Origin of the sequence: Occallatibacter sp. (assembly GCF_049510455.1) — a bacterium.
GTDB lineage: Bacteria > Acidobacteriota > Terriglobia > Terriglobales > Acidobacteriaceae > Telmatobacter.
The window spans coordinates 1-16192 of the sequence record NZ_JBEKYX010000105.1 but is presented as its reverse complement, the minus strand read 5'-3'; the positions used below and the strand labels follow the sequence as shown (position 1 = coordinate 16192).

The following is a 16192-nucleotide window of genomic DNA, read 5'->3' as shown; positions in this document are numbered from 1 at the left end:
CCGGGTGCCACGTCGGACCAAATTTTTGGAGTGCCTATGTATGACCCTGTTATGCGCGTGCTTACCGTCCTGGAGATTCTGCAGGCGCGCGACTCTGTGAGTGGCGCGGAGCTGGCCGAGCGTCTGGAAGTGGACCTGCGCACGGTGCAGCGGTATGTGGTGCGGTTGAAGGACCTGAAGATTCCGGTGGAGTCTTCGCGGGGAGTGGGTGGGGCGTATCGGCTGAAGCCAGGGTATCGGCTGCCGCCGCTGCTGCTGACCAATGAAGAGGCTTTTGCGCTATCGCTGGGGCTGCGGGCGCTGCGGCAGATTGGGCTTTCGGCCTTTGCGCCGGCGACGGAGAGCGCGCTGGAGAAGCTAAGTCGCGTGCTGCCGGATGCGTTGCTCGAGAGCGTGCGCACGGTGGAGGATGTGGTGGCGATTGAGCCGGGGCCGTGGGTGGTTTCAACCTCTGTGGAGAGCCTGATCCGAGCGGCCACTGCCATTCGTACCAGTAAGAGAATCCGCTTCGGCTATGAGGCCGTTGACGGGGCGGCTACGCGGAGGCAGATTGAGCCGTACGCGCTGATGCATACCGACGGACGCTGGTACCTGATTGGCTATTGCCTGACACGCAAAGCGATGCGGACCTTTCGGCTGGATCGCGTGGCTGATCTTGTGGTCGGTGTGGCGGGATTTCGCAGGCCGGCGGCGTTTGATGCACGCAAATATCTTGAGGAGCGGATGCCGTTTATTCAGTGAGGAGCGGATGCCGTTTATTCAGTCGGACTATCAGATCGATGTGTGGATCGATATGCCGATTGCAGAGGCGGAGCGCAGCTTTGGGCCGATTCGCATATCAATGGAAGCGCAGGATGGCGGTGTGCGACTGCGATGCGGGCGCGATCGGCTGGAGATGTTTGCGGCGATGTTGCTAAGCATGGGACGGAGAATTGTGGTGCATAGCCCGCCGGAGATGCGCGAGACTTTTCGTGAGCTGGCGCGGCGGGCGGTGGAGACTGCGGATGCTCCAATTGCGGCTGCTGAAATGGAATAGACCTTAGATAAGTATGCGTGTGCTTCCGGCTGGGTGTGTTGCTCAACAGAAACGCGTTTATCAGGACTAAACCTGTTTTGTGAGGAGCAGCGTTGAACTTGCCGAAAACGCGACTTATCAAGCATTTCAATACTTCAAAAGCGGCCTCGTCGGTGTCTAATCCAGAATGCGCAAGATTCCTTACAGAGCGTCTCTGCCCTTAGTCTTCGGGCTCATCTCGATCACGTTGATGGCATGGGGTGTTCATGTGGATCGGCGGTGCATGTACTACGATTCCGGTCGGCCGTTCTGGCCGTGCGAAGTTCCGACCTACACTCTTGGATCGCTTAATGTTCTGCCAGTCGCGCTCGCCCGACTGGTGTCGAATGTCTGGACCGAAGCCCCTCCATATTTCGTCTATGCCGTGGAACTCCCTCTCATCCTGCTTTGGTGGTGGTTTTTGGGAACACGCCTGGACTTCGGCCTCCTCGATGTAGGCGTTTACCGCCGTCGCCGAACTTGGCTAGGTGCGCTATCCGCCGCGACTGTTTTGCTTTTGGGATTGCTGGGCAAGTGGGTTTGGGATGAGATTCGATTCCGCCAGGCATATGCATCTTTGGAAGTGTCGGGATCTCAAGCATACCTCAGAATCGTCAAAGACCTACCGATTTGCCTGTGGATGGTAGCGCTGATTTCTGCTCTAAGCTTCGCGATCTTCAAGCTTGCAGGAGGGAAAACAGGAGGTGCAGGGCAGGCCTTGGCAAGTCCGCGTACCAAGAGCTTCGCGATACTCGGCTTCGCTACATACGGCGTTTGCGCAGCTTGTCTCTTCTTGCATGAGAAAAGCGTGGAGAGACAAAGGCAGGCTGAGTATGACCTTCGTAGCTTGATAGTGAGGGGGAGTGTTGTCGATGATCGCGGCAAACCAGTTGAGGCCATCGAGATTAGCCTGGTTCCTCTTCTCGACGATAGCGACGCCCAAGCCCAGCAGGCGGTGCAGGACTTCACCGATAAGACCGGAGAGTACATCATACGGCCAGAGAAGTCAGGCCGATACTTCCTTTCGGTTTTGTGGAACGCGCCTCCCAGTCCGAAGCTTCCATTTCTAACCCTGTATTATCCCGAAGTATCCGAACAGTCCCATGCTGAGATTCTCGACCTGACCCGTGCCAAGCACCTGAGTTTAGCGCCGATTAAACTCAACAGGCTGGAACTTACCAAGGTGCGGGTTTCCGTATTTTGGTTGAACGGAAGACCCGAACCGAATGCCTATGTGTTCTTCCATAACAGCCTTTACCCTAAGTACGGATCGATCGGCAATGAAGCGTTCTATCCCGATGAAGATGGCACTGTATCCCTTCCAGCTGGCTTCGACTATCGTGCAAATGCGCAGGTCGATTGTGATTGTGGCAAGACAATCGAAAACGAATACTCACCTGAAGTGACATTCTCAACAAAGAGAGACCATGCCCCGGTTGAGCCGCTCCAGTTGATTCTGCCCGGTAATCCTTGCCAAATCTGGCATTCGAAGTAGGTGCAGGCCCTCTCTTAAGGTGAATCGGACTTAAATGCCCGAAAAACGGCGTTTTCGGCAACTACGATTAGTATCGATAAGTCATCTTATGTTTACTTTTGCGGATAGCCCTGCCAGAGATATTCGAGCGCTTCGGCCAGAGTCTGCTTTTTTGTTGCGTAGTCGACGTGGCCTGCTTTTTTGTTGCGTAGTCGACGTGGCCCGCGTTTTGCGCGAAGAGGAACTGGTAGTGGTAGCCCTTGGCGGCCAGGACGCGCGCCATGTTTTCGTTGGCGAGGACCCAGTCGTGCATGTTGTCGCGCATGACGTTGGGATTGTAGAGGTCGCGGTCGCCGACCTCCATCCAGATACGAATCGGTTTGCGCGGTGATGAGGGGATGATGTGCTCGTGGAACTCCCATGCGCCGTGTGGTGTGTCGGGATTGCTGGGCCATTGCTGGTTGATCCATGTGCCGGAGTAGGCGAGGACGCGGTGATAGAGCTCCGGGTGATACCAGGCCATGATGAGCGAGACGGCTCCGCCGGAGCTGCCGCCTGTCGCCGCGCGGCCTTCGGGAGCGCGGGTGAGCGTGACGTGATAGCGCGACTCGACTTGCGGGAGGACTTCCTGCTCGACGAACTCGGCGTAGCGGCCGGACATGGTGTCGTATTCGAGGCCGCGCTCGCTGCCTTGCGCGTCGCCGGTGCCGTTGGAGATGGAGATGGCGATCATGGCGGGGACGCGATGTTCAGCGATGAGCGAGTCGAGTGTGGTGAAGAGCAGCATGTCTGGCCCGTCTGCGCCTACGATGAATGGCGCGGCGGTGCCGGGCTGATACTGCTTTGGCACGTAGACGGTGACTTTGCGCGTGTAGGGCGCGGGATGGCTGGTGGTGACGATGAGCTTCGCTGGATCGTTGGGGTCAGGCGTTCCGAGTGGGCCGGGATCGCGCTTGATCCCGGGATAGAACTTACTGTCGGCTGAGTTAAGGACGAACTCGAAGATATCGCCGTGAGGGATGTTGGGGTTGGCGAGCGCCTCTGGCGCGGGCGTGTGCGTGGGGCCAAGGATGAAATTGCCATCTTTATCGGCGGGCGGAACTGTGCCGTCTGGAAGTTCTTTCGCATCCACGTAGCCGGGCGTATGGGGATCGCGCGTGGGCGGAGTGGGGCGGGCTTGCGGAGCGGGCACCGGTTGATTGGGCGTGGGCTGCGGCACGGGCGGAACGGCTGGAGTTTGCGCGTGCGCCAGCGAACAGGCGAAGAGCAGAATCACTGCGGAGGAAATGCGATAGAGATGCATAGATTGCGTTTTGAGCCCCCGTGACGCAGTATAGACGCGCAGTATGGATCAGAGCGGGTTGAAAGGAATCCGCCGGTGATAGAGTTGTAGTTTCGCTGCAGGCTTACGAATTTCCTCAGACATTCCCTTCCGGAGTTGCGCACGCATGTTTGCACTCAGATTTTCTGCCGTTGTGCTCGCTGGTCTGGCCACGCTTTGCTTGTCCGCTGGCAGCTTGCCCGGACAGGACCGTTCTTATGGGCGGTCTGTGGTCAGCACGCAATATGGCATCGTTGCCACGAGCCAGGTCTCGGCTTCACAGGCAGGCGCGCGCATCCTTGAGCAGGGCGGCTCGGCGATTGATGCGGCGATTGCAGCGAATGCCGTTCTGAACGTTACGGAACCCACCTCGAATGGGCTTGGCGGCGACCTCTTTGCCATTTACTGGGAGGCGAAGACGGGAAAAATCTATGGCATCAACGCGAGCGGCTGGGCGCCGAAGACGCTGACGATCGAGCATCTACGCGAGAAGGGCGTGACCGCGATGCCGCAGTACGGGATCGACTCCGTGACGGTGCCGGGCGTGGTGGATGGATGGACCAAGCTGCACGCGCGCTGGGGAAAACTGCCGTGGCGCGAGCTCTTTCAGCCGGCCATTGTGTATGCCGATCAGGGATTTCCTGTGGCGGAGATTATTCATGACTGGTGGAACGGAGATCGCGAAGAGCTGCTCAAGAATGCGGAGAGCACGCGCGTCTTTCTGCCCGGCGGCAAGACGCCGGAGACCGGCGAGGTCTTTCGCAATCCAGATGTGGCGCATGCGCTGAGGCTTGTGGCGGAACAGGGCGAAGGGGCGTTTTACAAGGGCGAGATTGCGCAGGCCATTTTGAAGACCTCGCAGGCGCTGGGCGGCACGATGACGGCGGAGGATCTTGCTTCCTACTCCGCGGAGTGGGTTGAGCCGATCTCAACGCAATACCGCGACTGGACCGTATACGAGCTGCCGCCCAACGGCGACGGCATTGCGGCACTGGAAATGCTGAACATTATGGAGCAGTTCAAGCCAGACCCCGCGGGCGCGCACAGCCCTGGCGAGCTGCACACGCGCATTGAGGCGATGAAGCTGGCTTATGCCGATGTGAAGGCGTATGTCGGCGATCCGCGCTTCAGCAAAATACCTGTCGATCAGCTTCTCTCGAAGGCCTATGCCGCGAAACGGGCTTCGCTGATCGATCCTGCGAAAGCCAACTGCACTGTGGCTCCGGGCGCGCTGGGAAAAAGCGACACGACGTACTTTACCGTTGCCGACCGCGAAGGCAATATACTCTCGGTGATTCAGAGCAACTACAACAACTTCGGCTCGAATGTGACTGTGCTCGGCATGGGATTTGCGCTGCAGGACCGCGGCGGACTCTTTTCGCTCGATCCCGCATCGCCCAACGCGCTGGCCGGCCGCAAGCGCCCGTTTCACACCATCATTCCGGCCTTCATGCAGCACGGCGATCAGCATATTGGCTTCGGCATCATGGGTGGCCTGAATCAGCCGCTGGCACATGCGCAGTTTGTCTCCAATGTGGTCGATTACCACATGAATATCCAGGCTGCGATGGAAGAGCCGCGATTTACCGACCGCCAGCAACTGGGCTGCAGAATTGTGATCGAGTCACGCGTGACGCCGGCAACGCTCGATGCGCTAACGCGCATGGGACACGTGCTGCAGGTGCATCCTGATTACACATCGCAGATGGGACGCGGGCAGGCCATTCTTCATGACAGCAAAACCGGCGTCAACTCCGGCGCGTCCGACCCGCGCGCGGACGGCGCGGCGATTCCGGAGCAGCCGGATTTCTCCGGCAAATCCATCAGGCATTAACTGGCTGGCCGGTTTCTGTTGAATTTTCACCAAAGCCGGCGAGCATGACCGTGGCTGCAAAGAGAAGCGTATCGCCTACGTAATTGAGGCCCTCGACTGGATTGGTGGAGATCTCGGAGATGCAGATCGGGCCGTAGAAGACGATCACGAGAAGCACGAGAATGGCTCCGGCGCCGGCGGCTGCGATGCGGACGGTGCGGCGGATGAAAAGTCCGATTCCTGCGAGGATGAGGATGGCTCCGATGAAGCATGTAATGGCTGCCGAAGCGGGGATCCAGCTGGGTGTGATCTTTTCAAGCGGGACGCCGGGCACGTTGTGCGGGAAGAAGAAGTGCTCGATGCCGTAGAAGATCATGACGAGCGCGACGATGGAGCGGCCGCCGAGTACGTAGGCACGGCCCATAGGGGCTTTGCCCATGAGGCTGCCGGCCAGCACCAATGCACCTGCGGCGAAGCAAAGTTCGCGCACCGTGAGCGTCCAGAAGATGCGGTCGTGAACCTGAACAAACAGGCCGGGCAGGTCTACGGTAACCACAATGAGCAGGAAGAATACTGCAAGAAGCGAAGACGATATGCCCACGCAGCACCAGAGGATAAAGCTGATGGCTGCTGCTAAAAGCGCGACGCCAAAGAAGTAAGTCCAGAAGAGCGGGCCGGGAAGCCACTTGGGCACAGCGCCCATCAGGTCGCGCGCATCGAAGAGATGCTCCATGGCAAAGATGGCGAGCGGCACAGCCTCAAAGACCGGCGCGAGCACGAAAACTTTGTCGAGGCCGGAGGCTGACTGGAAGCGCGGCCAGGCGAGGATGAGGCCCGCGACCAGCACGACTGCGCCGGCGATGATCATTGCCCAGACTTCGAGTGTCATGGATCTCTCCTGCCGAATGTGCAGATCATTCTATAGCTCTATAGCGAGGCACACTCATTCCTGAGGTCTACTCGTCTACAGGCACTTCACTGTGGATTTTGAAATGAACCAGAATGGATGCCCGCCCCACGGGACAGCCCAGCAGTAAACCTCTCCCTTGCCCCTTGAATGCGTATGAAATATGCGCAATTCCGCCTGGATCGATTTTTGTTACCGCAGGAGACGATATTTCGCGGATTTTGTCCGTATCCACGTACTCGGCCTGCACGGACAAGATCCGTTCCTGCAGCGTGGTATCGAGCACGATGGGCACCTGCAGGTCATTTGCCGAATTGGTGCGGTTGCAGTCGACGGTAAGCCCGGAGACCTTGTTGTCGCGTATAGCCTCCACTGCATCCATGACCGGATTATTGCGATAGACCCTGGCAAAAAAGGTATATGCATCGGCCGTTCGGCTGAGAGGCCTCACGATATCGATGTGGTCGGCGGTAATCTTCTGCGGAGCCGTATTCACGTCACAGCCGTAGGTCGCGCTGTAATAACTGACCACGCGCGTGTGCGCCCGCAGATACTTGCCCGCGCCTGCTCCTGCAGCCGTATCCAGTGCCTCAAATGCGCAGTATCGATGAATTCCGTCGACCGATTGCGTGCTTCTCCACTTCTGCTCCAGGTCCATGAGAAAGCTGTTGTCATTGCTTTCCCGAAGATCGGTCAGAAGCGGATCACTGTCGTATATCTTGGCCAGATTGGCGACAAACGACCCTTGGTGCGGAGTTGAGTACGAAACAATAAATCGGACGCGCGCAGCGTCCGCAGGATGGCTGAGCAGCATCTCCTCTGTAAGGATTCCGCCCAGGCTGTGCGCAATGAATACGACCTCTTTGTGCTCCCAGACCCTCTGCCGATTAAGGCTCTGCCAGAGCGTTTCCGAGATCTGTACTGTGGAGAGCTTGCCGTACATGGATGGCGTGGGATACTCGGCAACCACCACGTCTGATTTTTGAAAATGCGGATCGCTCTGGATAAGCTCCGGCCAATAAACGCCGTTCGGCGCGCGCCAGGTATCACGGTTTCCATGAATACCATGGACAAATACGATGACTCGTGGCTTGAGATCGTCGGCTTTGGCCGGGCAACTGCCCAGATAGGCAAAAACTAAACTTACAGTCAGCGCCCAGAGAACTGCGGCTGCGCGTTGCAAAACAAAGCCCCCTATCCAGTGCAGGACTGGTAAATGGAATGCAGATTTAAGATTAGCGCGCTTCTGTGAAGAAGGTTCCTGATCGACTAACTCCCTGCGAGTTTTTCGAGCAGCGCGTCAAAGTCTTCGAGCTTGGCGTATTCGATGATGACGCGGCCGCGACCCTTTTTGTCTTCGATGGAGACCCGGAGGCCGAGAGCGCGTTGGAGCTGGTCGGCGACTTCGCGGACGTTGGGGTCGACGGGGAGCTCGGGCTTTTCTTCCTTCGCTTTGGCCTTTTCGGGGTTCAGTATCTGCTGCACCATATTTTCCAATTGGCGAACAGAAAGCGAAAGCTGGGCCGCGCGCTGGGCGGCTTTTTCCATTTCGCCCGTGCCTTGCAGGCCGAGCAGGGCGCGGGCATGGCCAAAGCTGAGGATTCCGCCTTCTACTTGCTGCTGCACAGTGCTGGGAAGCTTGAGGAGGCGCAGATAGTTCGAGATGGAGGCGCGGTCTTTGCCGGTGCGAACGGATATCTGCTCGTGCGTCATGTTGAACTCGCGCGAGAGGCGTTCAAAGCCGCGTGCCTGTTCGATGGGATTCAGGTCCGCTCGCTGGAGATTTTCGACGATGGTGATCTCCATCGCCTGCTCGTCAGAGACCTGGCGCAGGATGGCGGGGATGGTTTTCTTTTCGACAAGCTTTGAGGCACGCCAGCGGCGCTCGCCGGCAATGAGCTGGAAGCGACCGTCAGCGCGGGGGCGGACGAGAATAGGCTGCACGACGCCGTTGGCCTTGATGGATTCGGCGAGCTCCGCCAGGCCGCCTTCGTCAAAGATTTTTCGCGTCTGATATGGGTTCGGATCGATCAGCTCGACCGGAATCTCGCGCGGCTTGCCGGTTTCCGGCTCAGGACCTGCGGTATAGGAAGGAGTGGCGGGAGTCTGTACTCGGGGGAGGAGCGAATCGAGCCCCTTACCGAGTGCGCGGCGCTTGGGATCGTGTGCGGGGGTTGTCGTCATAAATCAACATCCTTGGAGCCCGGCAGTTTCGCCGGGGAAACATGAACTTTCAGGGAAAGATACGAACGGTAAGGCCGGCTGTTAAGAATATGGCCAGAAACGGACCGCTGGCTTGCGCGATTCGCGTTCGACAGAGGCCGCGATGGCCAGTTCCTCGGCGCGCTTCTTTGCGCGCGGGCTCTCGATGCCGTTTCGTGCCAGATATTCGTTGGCGAGCTCAAAATAGGCCTCCGTTCCCCGCGAGCGCGGATCATAAAGCGCGACGGGCTTGCCGTGGCTCGGGGCTTCAGCGAGACGAATGTTGCGCGGAATCACGGTCTTGAAGAGCTGCTCCTTGAAGTGCTGGCGGAGAGTCTGCGTGACCTGCTGGGCCAGATTGGTGCGGTCGTCATACATGGTGAGCAGGACGCCTTCGATTTTGGCCTCTGGATTGTAGGCCTGGCGCACGCGCTCAAGAGTCGAAATCAGCTCGGAGATGCCTTCAAGGGCGAAATATTCGGCCTGCATGGTGACGATGAGCGAGTTTGCAGCGGCCAGCACATTGACGGTCAGCAGATCGAGCGCCGGCGGGCAATCGAGCAGGATCATGTCGTACTTGTCTTTGATCGGATCGAGAGCCTTGCGGAGGCGGAGAGCGCGGTCTTGTGCCGGGGCGAGCTCGATATTAGCTCCGGTAAGGTTCTTGGAGCCGGGCAACAGGAAGAGAGTTTCGATTTCCGTGGGGAGAATCACCTGCTCGGCGGGCGCGAGCTCCATGAGGACGTCATAAATTGAGTGACGGTCGTCGTCGCGCGGGATGCCGACGCCGGAGGAGGCGTTTGCCTGGGGGTCGCAGTCGACCAAAAGCACTTTGAGGCCCTCAAGAGCGAGGCAGGCGGAGAGATTAATGGCGGTTGTGGTTTTACCCACACCTCCTTTTTGATTGACGAGTCCGACGATCCTTCCCATGGGATTTAAGACTATCGTTCGCGGGCGGTTTGGAACAGGCGATTGAGCTGTGGAGAATCCGGCAAAGCTGTGGAAAGCGCTATTTTGCGCGAAGGTTCGGCAGAGGGTAACTATTACGAAGTCAAGGGATTGCGAGCAGATGGACGGGCTGGCGGAGATGAGGGTTACAAAGCAGTGAATGGTGGAAAACTTGTTCCGGATGGTGAGCGCGCTGGGAGGATTTCTCGGCGGGCTTTTCCTGTTTGGTGTCGCGTTTCGCTTCAATGTTCCACGTGGAACATTGGGCTGGGCTGGCTTCAGGAGAATGTTCCACGTGGAACATTCAGGCATATTCGGGCGGCCTAAGAATCTCTAAAATCAGGACTTCTGGCCAAGAAGCAGAATGCGGTCGTCTCCGCCGGGGAGTGGCTTTGCGGATGACCAAGCAAATTCGCCGCCGGCTGCTGCCTGAAGGCTGGCCTGCGTGTTGGAGGTGGCCAGCAAAACGAGCCAACCACTGGGACGCACAAGCGCCGTGGCGGCTTCGATCGCAGTTTCCATCTTGTCAACGGCGCGCAGAGTGACGAGATCGAAGGTCTTGCCGAGTTTCTCTGCGCGGTCGGAGTAGACCTGGGTCGAAAGCCCAAGGGTACGGATCGCTTCGCGGAGGAATGCGGTCTTTTTTCCCTGGGACTCAGCAAGTGTGACGTGAACCTCGGGTTTGCAGAGAGCGATGGGTATGCCGGGAAAGCCAGCTCCCGAGCCAAAATCTAGCAGCGTGCCGGAATCGATAGGGAGGGCTTGCGCAGCGGCTATGCACTCCGCGAAGTGATGGCGCAGCATGCTGTCCTCATCCCGGATGGCGGTGAGGTTGGTGCGGGCGTTCCAGCGCTGCAGCAGGACAGAGTAATCCTCGAAGCGCGATGCGGTCTCGGAGTCGAGCGGCGGGTGGCCGGATTCCGCAAGAATCGCGTTGAGTTTTACTTCAAAACAAGAAGGAGCGGTCATTGTGTCATCGCCACTGATTCGTGAATTGCGCGGGGCTTCCATGCCTCGGCGGCGTGGACGAAGGCGGAAAAAAGTGCGCGAGAGAGCGCACTGGTGGTGTAAGTGCGTTCGGGATGCCACTGGACGCCGACCGCCCAGTGATCGGGCGATTCAAGCTCCACAGCCTCAATAACCTCGTCAATTAAAGAGATGGCCGTGACGCGAAGGTTGTTGCCTGGAACAAGCAGGGCCTGGTGGTGGCTGGAGTTGACTTGATCTTCCGCGGCTCCACCGGCCAGGCGGGAGATAAGCGATCCGGGCGTAATGCGGATGGAATGAGCTTCGAGGATGGCGCGTCCGGGGGCATGGTCGATCTGCGTTTTACCCGCGGTGGGCAGATCCTGAATGAGTGCGCCATTGAGCCAGACATTGAGGCTCTGGATTCCGTAACAGATGGCGAGGATGGGCTTATGGAGGTTGAAGGCATCCTGCAGAAGCAGCTCTTCGACGGCTTCGCGAGCCGGATCGGCGGGGTTGCAGGCGGGGATCTTTTCGGCGCCGTATTTCTGTGGATCGACGTCGAATTTGCTCCCCGGTAGAAGAACTCCCTGAACCTTGGAAAGAATGCGGGCAACATCGGCAGGCTTGTCTTCAAGCGAGATGAGGATGGGAGTAGCTCCAGCAGACTGGAGAGCCTGAAGATACGGCGGCAGCGCGCGCGTGTTGTAATCCGTGTCGATCGAGGTGGGTACAGGAATGGCTATGCGAACGCTCATAAACAGATTAGTGTACGACGAGGAAGGCTAGATGGCTATATATTGGTATAAGTTGTTTATTTTCAAATACATAAGTAAAGTGGATAAGTTTTTTGGAAACGGATTCCGATGAAGTGTGCAAATTTAGAGCGCAGCAGGTGCCGCGCCCAAATTTGGTTATGGTGGATGTTTAATTTTGATCTGAGGGTCCCCGAACCCACCCTCGTCTTCTGTTGCCCAGCACATGGTTGTAAGCAGTCATCGATGCACGGTGCGGTTGTAACCGTACTGAGCCTGCGTTGTACTGCGCGGGAGTCGAACCCGTCGACCCTGGCCCTTCAGGGTCACCAGAGTGCCGGCTTGGCCCCCGGCAGGGCTTGTGCTCGCTACGACAGGAAACTACCAACTGCCTCAGATCAATGCCGTCATCCAGTTCAGCTCCTGCAAACGCGTATCAAGCTCACGGTAGTGCTTCGAGAGCCGGTCCACTTCAGCCTGGAGCGTTGAGATGGAGACAGATGCTACAAACTTCACCTCCGACTTGGTATAGCGATCCTGGCGCGTGCTTGCCGCCTCGGCGATTGTGGAGAGGAAGTCGCGGCGCTTGGCCGTGATGTCGCGCTCCGAGATTGCGTCCGAGATAGTCTGCTTCGCATTGAATGCCGTATGTGCATTGGTGCGATTGATGGCGCTGATGAGCTCATTCAATCGCGCGAAGATACGCTCCGATTCCGCGAGCAGCTCCGAGACATCTTCTGCAGGCTTATCGCCTTCCTGCACGCGAGCAGAGCGAATCATGCGCTTCTTGAGTTCTTCAATTCGAGTCTGGCAGTCACTGCGCTCTGCCAAAGCTTCTGCTAACTTCATGGTTCTTTCCTTTCCGGCCTGCCCGTGTAACAAGGCCAGGTTTGCCGGTATCCCATCCTTCACGCAATACACGTGAAAGATAGGAACCAATGTGTTAGGTCAATCCTTGTAGGGATCGAACTCGTTTGCGCCGGCCATGGCTACACCGACCGGGGTAAGGCGGTGCAGGATACGCACTGTGTCGCTGACGGCATCGAGAACCTCGTCAAGGCGCTTGTAGCAGTCGGGCGATTCGTCGAGTCCCGCGCCGCGCAGTTCTATACCAGCGCGCTCGACCCAGCCGCGCATCATCTCAGGCGTGACGCGGCCCGCGCGCTTGACCGCACCGGTCTCGCGATCGATGACGCCTGCGGCCTCGCGACGGCCCATGGCGCGACCTGCACCGTGAACGGTGGAGTAGAGTGAGTAACGCGCGTGCTCATTCTCCACGCCTTCAAGAATCACGGACTGCTCGCCCATGGTTCCACCGACGAAACCGCGCTGGCCGGGAAAGGCCGGCGTTGCTCCCTTGCGAACGACCCAAAGCATCTCCCCGTTATGCTCCTCGCGCCATGCGTAGTTATGGTGGTTGTGCACCTCTTCTACGATGGGCGCGCCGAGAATGGCGGCGACGCGCGTGCAGACCCAGTCTCGGCCAGCGTAGGCGTAATCGCCTGCGAGACGCATGGCTTCGAGATAATCTGTACCCAGATCGCTGGCGGTCGAGAGTACGCAGGGCTCTACGTCCATCCCGTCCGACGCGCCAGCCGCCTCAAGAAACCAAGTCGCGGTCTTGTGGCCGAGTCCTCGCGAGCCGAAGTGGACGCCAATCCAAACGCGATCCTCTTCATCAACGAAGAGGTCGACATAGTGATTGCCGCTGCCTACGGTACCGAGTTGATTGCGCGCCATTTGCTTAAGCGGCGAGATCGACTTCAGCTTCCATGCGTCGTCCTCAAAGAGCACGTGTGACCGGATCTCCTCGTTGCCCGCTTCGTTGTTTTTGCGGCCAACGCCGAAGCTGATGATCTTCCACACATCGTCCATGATGCGAGCGATGTTGGCGCGCAGCTCGGAGCCGCGCATGTCGAGACGCACGGCCTTGTTGCCGCAGCCGATGTCGTAGCCGACGCCGGTGGGGCTGATGGCATTTCGATAGGCCACAACGCCACCGATGGGGACACCGTAACCGAGGTGGTTATCCGGCATGAGCGCGACCTTGTCCGCAGTGCGGGCGCAGACGCGAATCTGGTTCAGGGTGCGGTCATCGGCAGTGCCGAAGACCGGAATCTGGTTGTCAAAAATCTCCATTCGTACCATTTGGATTACTCGTTTCAATCACTGTTGAGTGTTGGTGCGGACCTGAACCCGAAGGTCATGGAAATTTTGTTGTGCATCAACAAAAACCCCTGACCGCTTGGCCAGGGGCTTCGAGAGAGCAAGTGCTAAACAGAGCGCTAGAGGCTGCTCCTCTCGAATCCTGACCCGGAGACGCGATTCCGTGGCGACGCGAGCCACAGGCTACTGGCGTCATGTTTTGATTCGGGTTGGATTCGGTACAGCACGAGGGACAGAATGCCTGAAGTCAGGAAAAACTGCAAGCGAAAAATAAGTTGAGAATGCAAAAAGTTTATAAACCCATGCTGGCTGTAGACAATCTACGGGCATGGGTGTAGTTTATCTACATCATGGCAAAAACGGAAAAATATCAGAACCGGATTGAGCTGCTGCAGGGCACACTGGACATGCTGATTCTGGAGGCGCTGCGTTGGGGATCGATGCATGGGTACGGCATTGCGCAGGGGATTCGCTTCAAGTCGGATGAGGTGCTGCAGGTGGAGACGGGATCGCTGTACCCGGCGCTGCACAGGCTTGAGCGGCAGGGGTGGGTCAAGTCGAAGTGGGGACAGACCGAGAGCAACCAGCGCGCGAAGTTTTACGAGATCACCAAAAAAGGGAAAGAACATCACTCTGCCGAGCAGGAGCGCTGGCAGCGCATGGTGCAAGCCATTGGCGCGGTGATGGGTACGGCTCGTACGGCAGAGTAACTGGAGCGCGTATGCGATTTTGGCCTAAAGATTGGTTTAGCTGGGAGCGGAAGAAGGACGACCTTCGCGCAGAGTTGGAAGCGCATCTGCGGATTGCGGCGGAAGAGCAAGTCGCGCGCGGCGAATCGCCGGAAGAAGCGCGGGAAGCGGCGATGCGCGAGATGGGAAACTCCGCACTGGTGGCCGACGTAACGCGCGGCAAGTGGGGCTGGCAGTGGATGGAGCACCTTGCGCAGGATGTGCGCTATGCGTTACGCCAGCTCATCAAAAGCCCCGGCTATGCGGCTGCGCTTGTGGCTACGCTGACGCTGGGCCTGGGTTCCGTGATTGCAATGCTGGCCATTGTGGATTCCGTGCTGGTTCGTCCCATGGCGCTGCCACATCCGGACAAGCTGGTCCTTATCTATGCTGAAGGCCAGGAAGGAACAACCGCCTCGCGCTACTCGCTCTCTTTCGAACAAACTGAGCAGATGAGCAAGAGCGTGGAAGCATTTGCATCCATTGCCTCCTACAACACATTGATCAAGCCAACGCGCGCAGCGGATGGAACACGCATCGGATTGACGGTTGCAACTACGCCGCAGCTTTTTGCTTTGCTTGGAGCTCGTGCGGAGATGGGGCGGCTGATTCATGCAAGCGATGCCGGTGCGCCCGTTGCGGTGGTGAATGACGCGTTCTGGCGAGAGCGGCTCCATGCTGACCCGAAGGCGATTGGGACGGGCATTGCCATCGCCGGAAAAATGGAGACGCTCATCGGTGTGTTGCCGAAAGGCTTCAGTTTTCCGCAAGGCAACAGCGAGCCCGTTGCGTATGTACCGGTCTCGCTGAATGCGAAGGGTGAGGATGCAATCGAAATCGAACTCACCACCGGCACGGTTCTGGCGCGGGTGAAGGATGAAGTTTCCATTCAGCAGGCGCGCCAGCAAGCGCAGGCATTCTTTGCGAATGCCAATCCGGATGCCGCGGCCAAACACAAGGTGCTGCGCGTGCTTCCGTACCGCGACTTTGTGACGGGAGACGTGCAGAAGCCGCTGTGGGCGCTACTGGGAGCAGTCGGGGTTCTGCTGTTGATTGCCTGTGCCAACGCTGCCAACCTGCAGATTGGCCGTGCGGCCAGCCGCATGGATGAGATGAAGATTCGGTCGGCGCTGGGCGCAAGCTTCGCCCGGTTGACGCAGCAGTTGCTCGCGGAAAGCCTCATTGTTTCTTTTGCTGGCGCTGCGCTTGGTGGCGGCATCGCGTGGATCGCAATTGCTCTTGTGCGAAAGGGATATGGCGATCAGTTTGCACGCTTCGACGAGCTGGCGGTGCATCCCGCAGCGATTGCGGGCGGTGTTCTGCTTGCAGTTGCTGTAGGCATCGCGGCCACGCTGGCGCCGATGTTCAGCGTGCGACGGCAGACACGAGCTCAGGGAGTTGGCGCTGGAACTAGGACCACTACGCGCACCGGACGCCTGCCGGGAATTCTTGTCTCCTTACAGGTGGCGCTGACCTGCGTTCTGCTTGCGACGTGCGGATTGTTTGCGCGTACCTTTCATGCGCTGGAAGAGGTGAAGCTCGGCTTTGATCCGCACGGCATTACGACCCTGGTATTGATGCCGGAGGACCAGCATCAGAATGCGGAGGTCTCACGCGAGATCGACGCGCGCCTGCTCAAGAGAATCGAGGGATTGCCGGGCGTTGAGGCTGTGACGATGCAGAGCTCCCTACCGTTTTCAAGCTTCGACGTGTCGATGAACGGAACAACGGATGTGAAAGGCCGCGCGTGGCAGCAAGGGGATCAGGCATGGTACAGCCTGGTGAGCACGGATTTTGTGCGCACCAGTGGAATACGGCTTATGCGGGGCCGGGGCCTTGCTCCGCAGGATGAAACCGG

15 protein-coding genes are annotated in these 16192 nt (G+C 58.3%); 6 read left to right on the top strand and 9 right to left on the bottom strand.

What is annotated here, in order from left to right; genetic code table 11:
* The 3 genes from ABSG47_RS17400 to ABSG47_RS17390 all read left to right on the top strand — a co-directional run.
* Positions 1-741, top strand: a 741-nt coding sequence (locus ABSG47_RS17400; protein WP_424170971.1) for a helix-turn-helix transcriptional regulator, incomplete at its 5' end; no start/stop codon positions are given.
* A 7-nt stretch (positions 742-748) separates the two neighbouring features.
* Positions 749-1036 (top strand): WCX domain-containing protein, encoded by a 288-nt coding sequence (locus ABSG47_RS17395; RefSeq protein ID WP_424170970.1) that lies wholly within the window; start codon positions 749-751, stop codon positions 1034-1036.
* Positions 1037-1298: 262 nt separating this feature from the next.
* Positions 1299-2549 carry a carboxypeptidase-like regulatory domain-containing protein gene (locus ABSG47_RS17390; protein ID WP_424170969.1) on the top strand — a complete coding sequence of 417 codons (1251 nt, stop codon included), beginning with the start codon at positions 1299-1301 and terminating at the stop codon, positions 2547-2549.
* A gap of 67 nt (positions 2550-2616) precedes the next feature.
* Here the strand turns inward: ABSG47_RS17390 and ABSG47_RS17385 are convergent, their stop codons facing one another.
* Positions 2617-3831 (bottom strand): alpha/beta hydrolase, encoded by a 1215-nt coding sequence (locus ABSG47_RS17385; protein WP_424170968.1) that lies wholly within the window; start codon positions 3829-3831, stop codon positions 2617-2619.
* A 145-nt stretch (positions 3832-3976) separates the two neighbouring features.
* Between ABSG47_RS17385 and ggt the strand changes: the two genes are divergently transcribed.
* Positions 3977-5683, top strand: coding sequence for a gamma-glutamyltransferase (gene ggt, locus ABSG47_RS17380; protein WP_424170967.1), 1707 nt, complete (start codon positions 3977-3979; stop codon positions 5681-5683).
* Here ggt and ABSG47_RS17375 read toward each other — a convergent pair.
* From ABSG47_RS17375 to ABSG47_RS17340, 8 genes are all read right to left on the bottom strand, one after another.
* Positions 5673-6551, bottom strand: coding sequence for a hypothetical protein (locus ABSG47_RS17375; RefSeq protein ID WP_424170966.1), 879 nt, complete (start codon positions 6549-6551; stop codon positions 5673-5675). The genes ggt and ABSG47_RS17375 overlap by 11 nt on opposite strands.
* Positions 6552-6618: 67 nt before the next feature.
* Positions 6619-7752 carry an esterase/lipase family protein gene (locus tag ABSG47_RS17370; RefSeq protein ID WP_424170965.1) on the bottom strand — a complete coding sequence of 378 codons (1134 nt, stop codon included), beginning with the start codon at positions 7750-7752 and terminating at the stop codon, positions 6619-6621.
* Between the two features lie 86 nt (positions 7753-7838).
* Complete coding sequence (locus ABSG47_RS17365) at positions 7839-8753, bottom strand: ParB/RepB/Spo0J family partition protein (protein WP_424170964.1); 915 nt, start codon at positions 8751-8753, stop codon at positions 7839-7841.
* 81 nt (positions 8754-8834) lie between these two features.
* On the bottom strand, positions 8835-9701 hold the full coding sequence (locus ABSG47_RS17360; protein ID WP_424170963.1) for a ParA family protein: 867 nt from the start codon (positions 9699-9701) through the stop codon (positions 8835-8837).
* Between the two features lie 357 nt (positions 9702-10058).
* Entirely contained in the window at positions 10059-10688 is a 630-nt protein-coding gene (gene rsmG / locus ABSG47_RS17355; RefSeq protein WP_424170962.1) for a 16S rRNA (guanine(527)-N(7))-methyltransferase RsmG, read from the bottom strand.
* Complete coding sequence (locus ABSG47_RS17350; RefSeq protein ID WP_424170961.1) at positions 10685-11443, bottom strand: gamma-glutamyl-gamma-aminobutyrate hydrolase family protein; 759 nt, start codon at positions 11441-11443, stop codon at positions 10685-10687. The genes rsmG and ABSG47_RS17350 overlap by 4 nt, the downstream gene beginning before the upstream one ends.
* Before the next feature lie 390 nt (positions 11444-11833).
* Positions 11834-12289 carry a DIP1984 family protein gene (locus ABSG47_RS17345; protein WP_424170960.1) on the bottom strand — a complete coding sequence of 152 codons (456 nt, stop codon included), beginning with the start codon at positions 12287-12289 and terminating at the stop codon, positions 11834-11836.
* 99 nt (positions 12290-12388) lie between these two features.
* On the bottom strand, positions 12389-13588 hold the full coding sequence (locus ABSG47_RS17340) for an RtcB family protein (RefSeq protein WP_424170959.1): 1200 nt from the start codon (positions 13586-13588) through the stop codon (positions 12389-12391).
* A 368-nt stretch (positions 13589-13956) separates the two neighbouring features.
* On the opposite strand from ABSG47_RS17340, the gene ABSG47_RS17335 reads away from it, so the two are divergent.
* Entirely contained in the window at positions 13957-14316 is a 360-nt protein-coding gene (locus ABSG47_RS17335) for a PadR family transcriptional regulator (protein ID WP_424170958.1), read from the top strand.
* A gap of 11 nt (positions 14317-14327) precedes the next feature.
* A partial coding sequence (locus ABSG47_RS17330) for an ABC transporter permease (protein WP_424170957.1) occupies positions 14328-16192 on the top strand: 1865 nt, incomplete at its 3' end.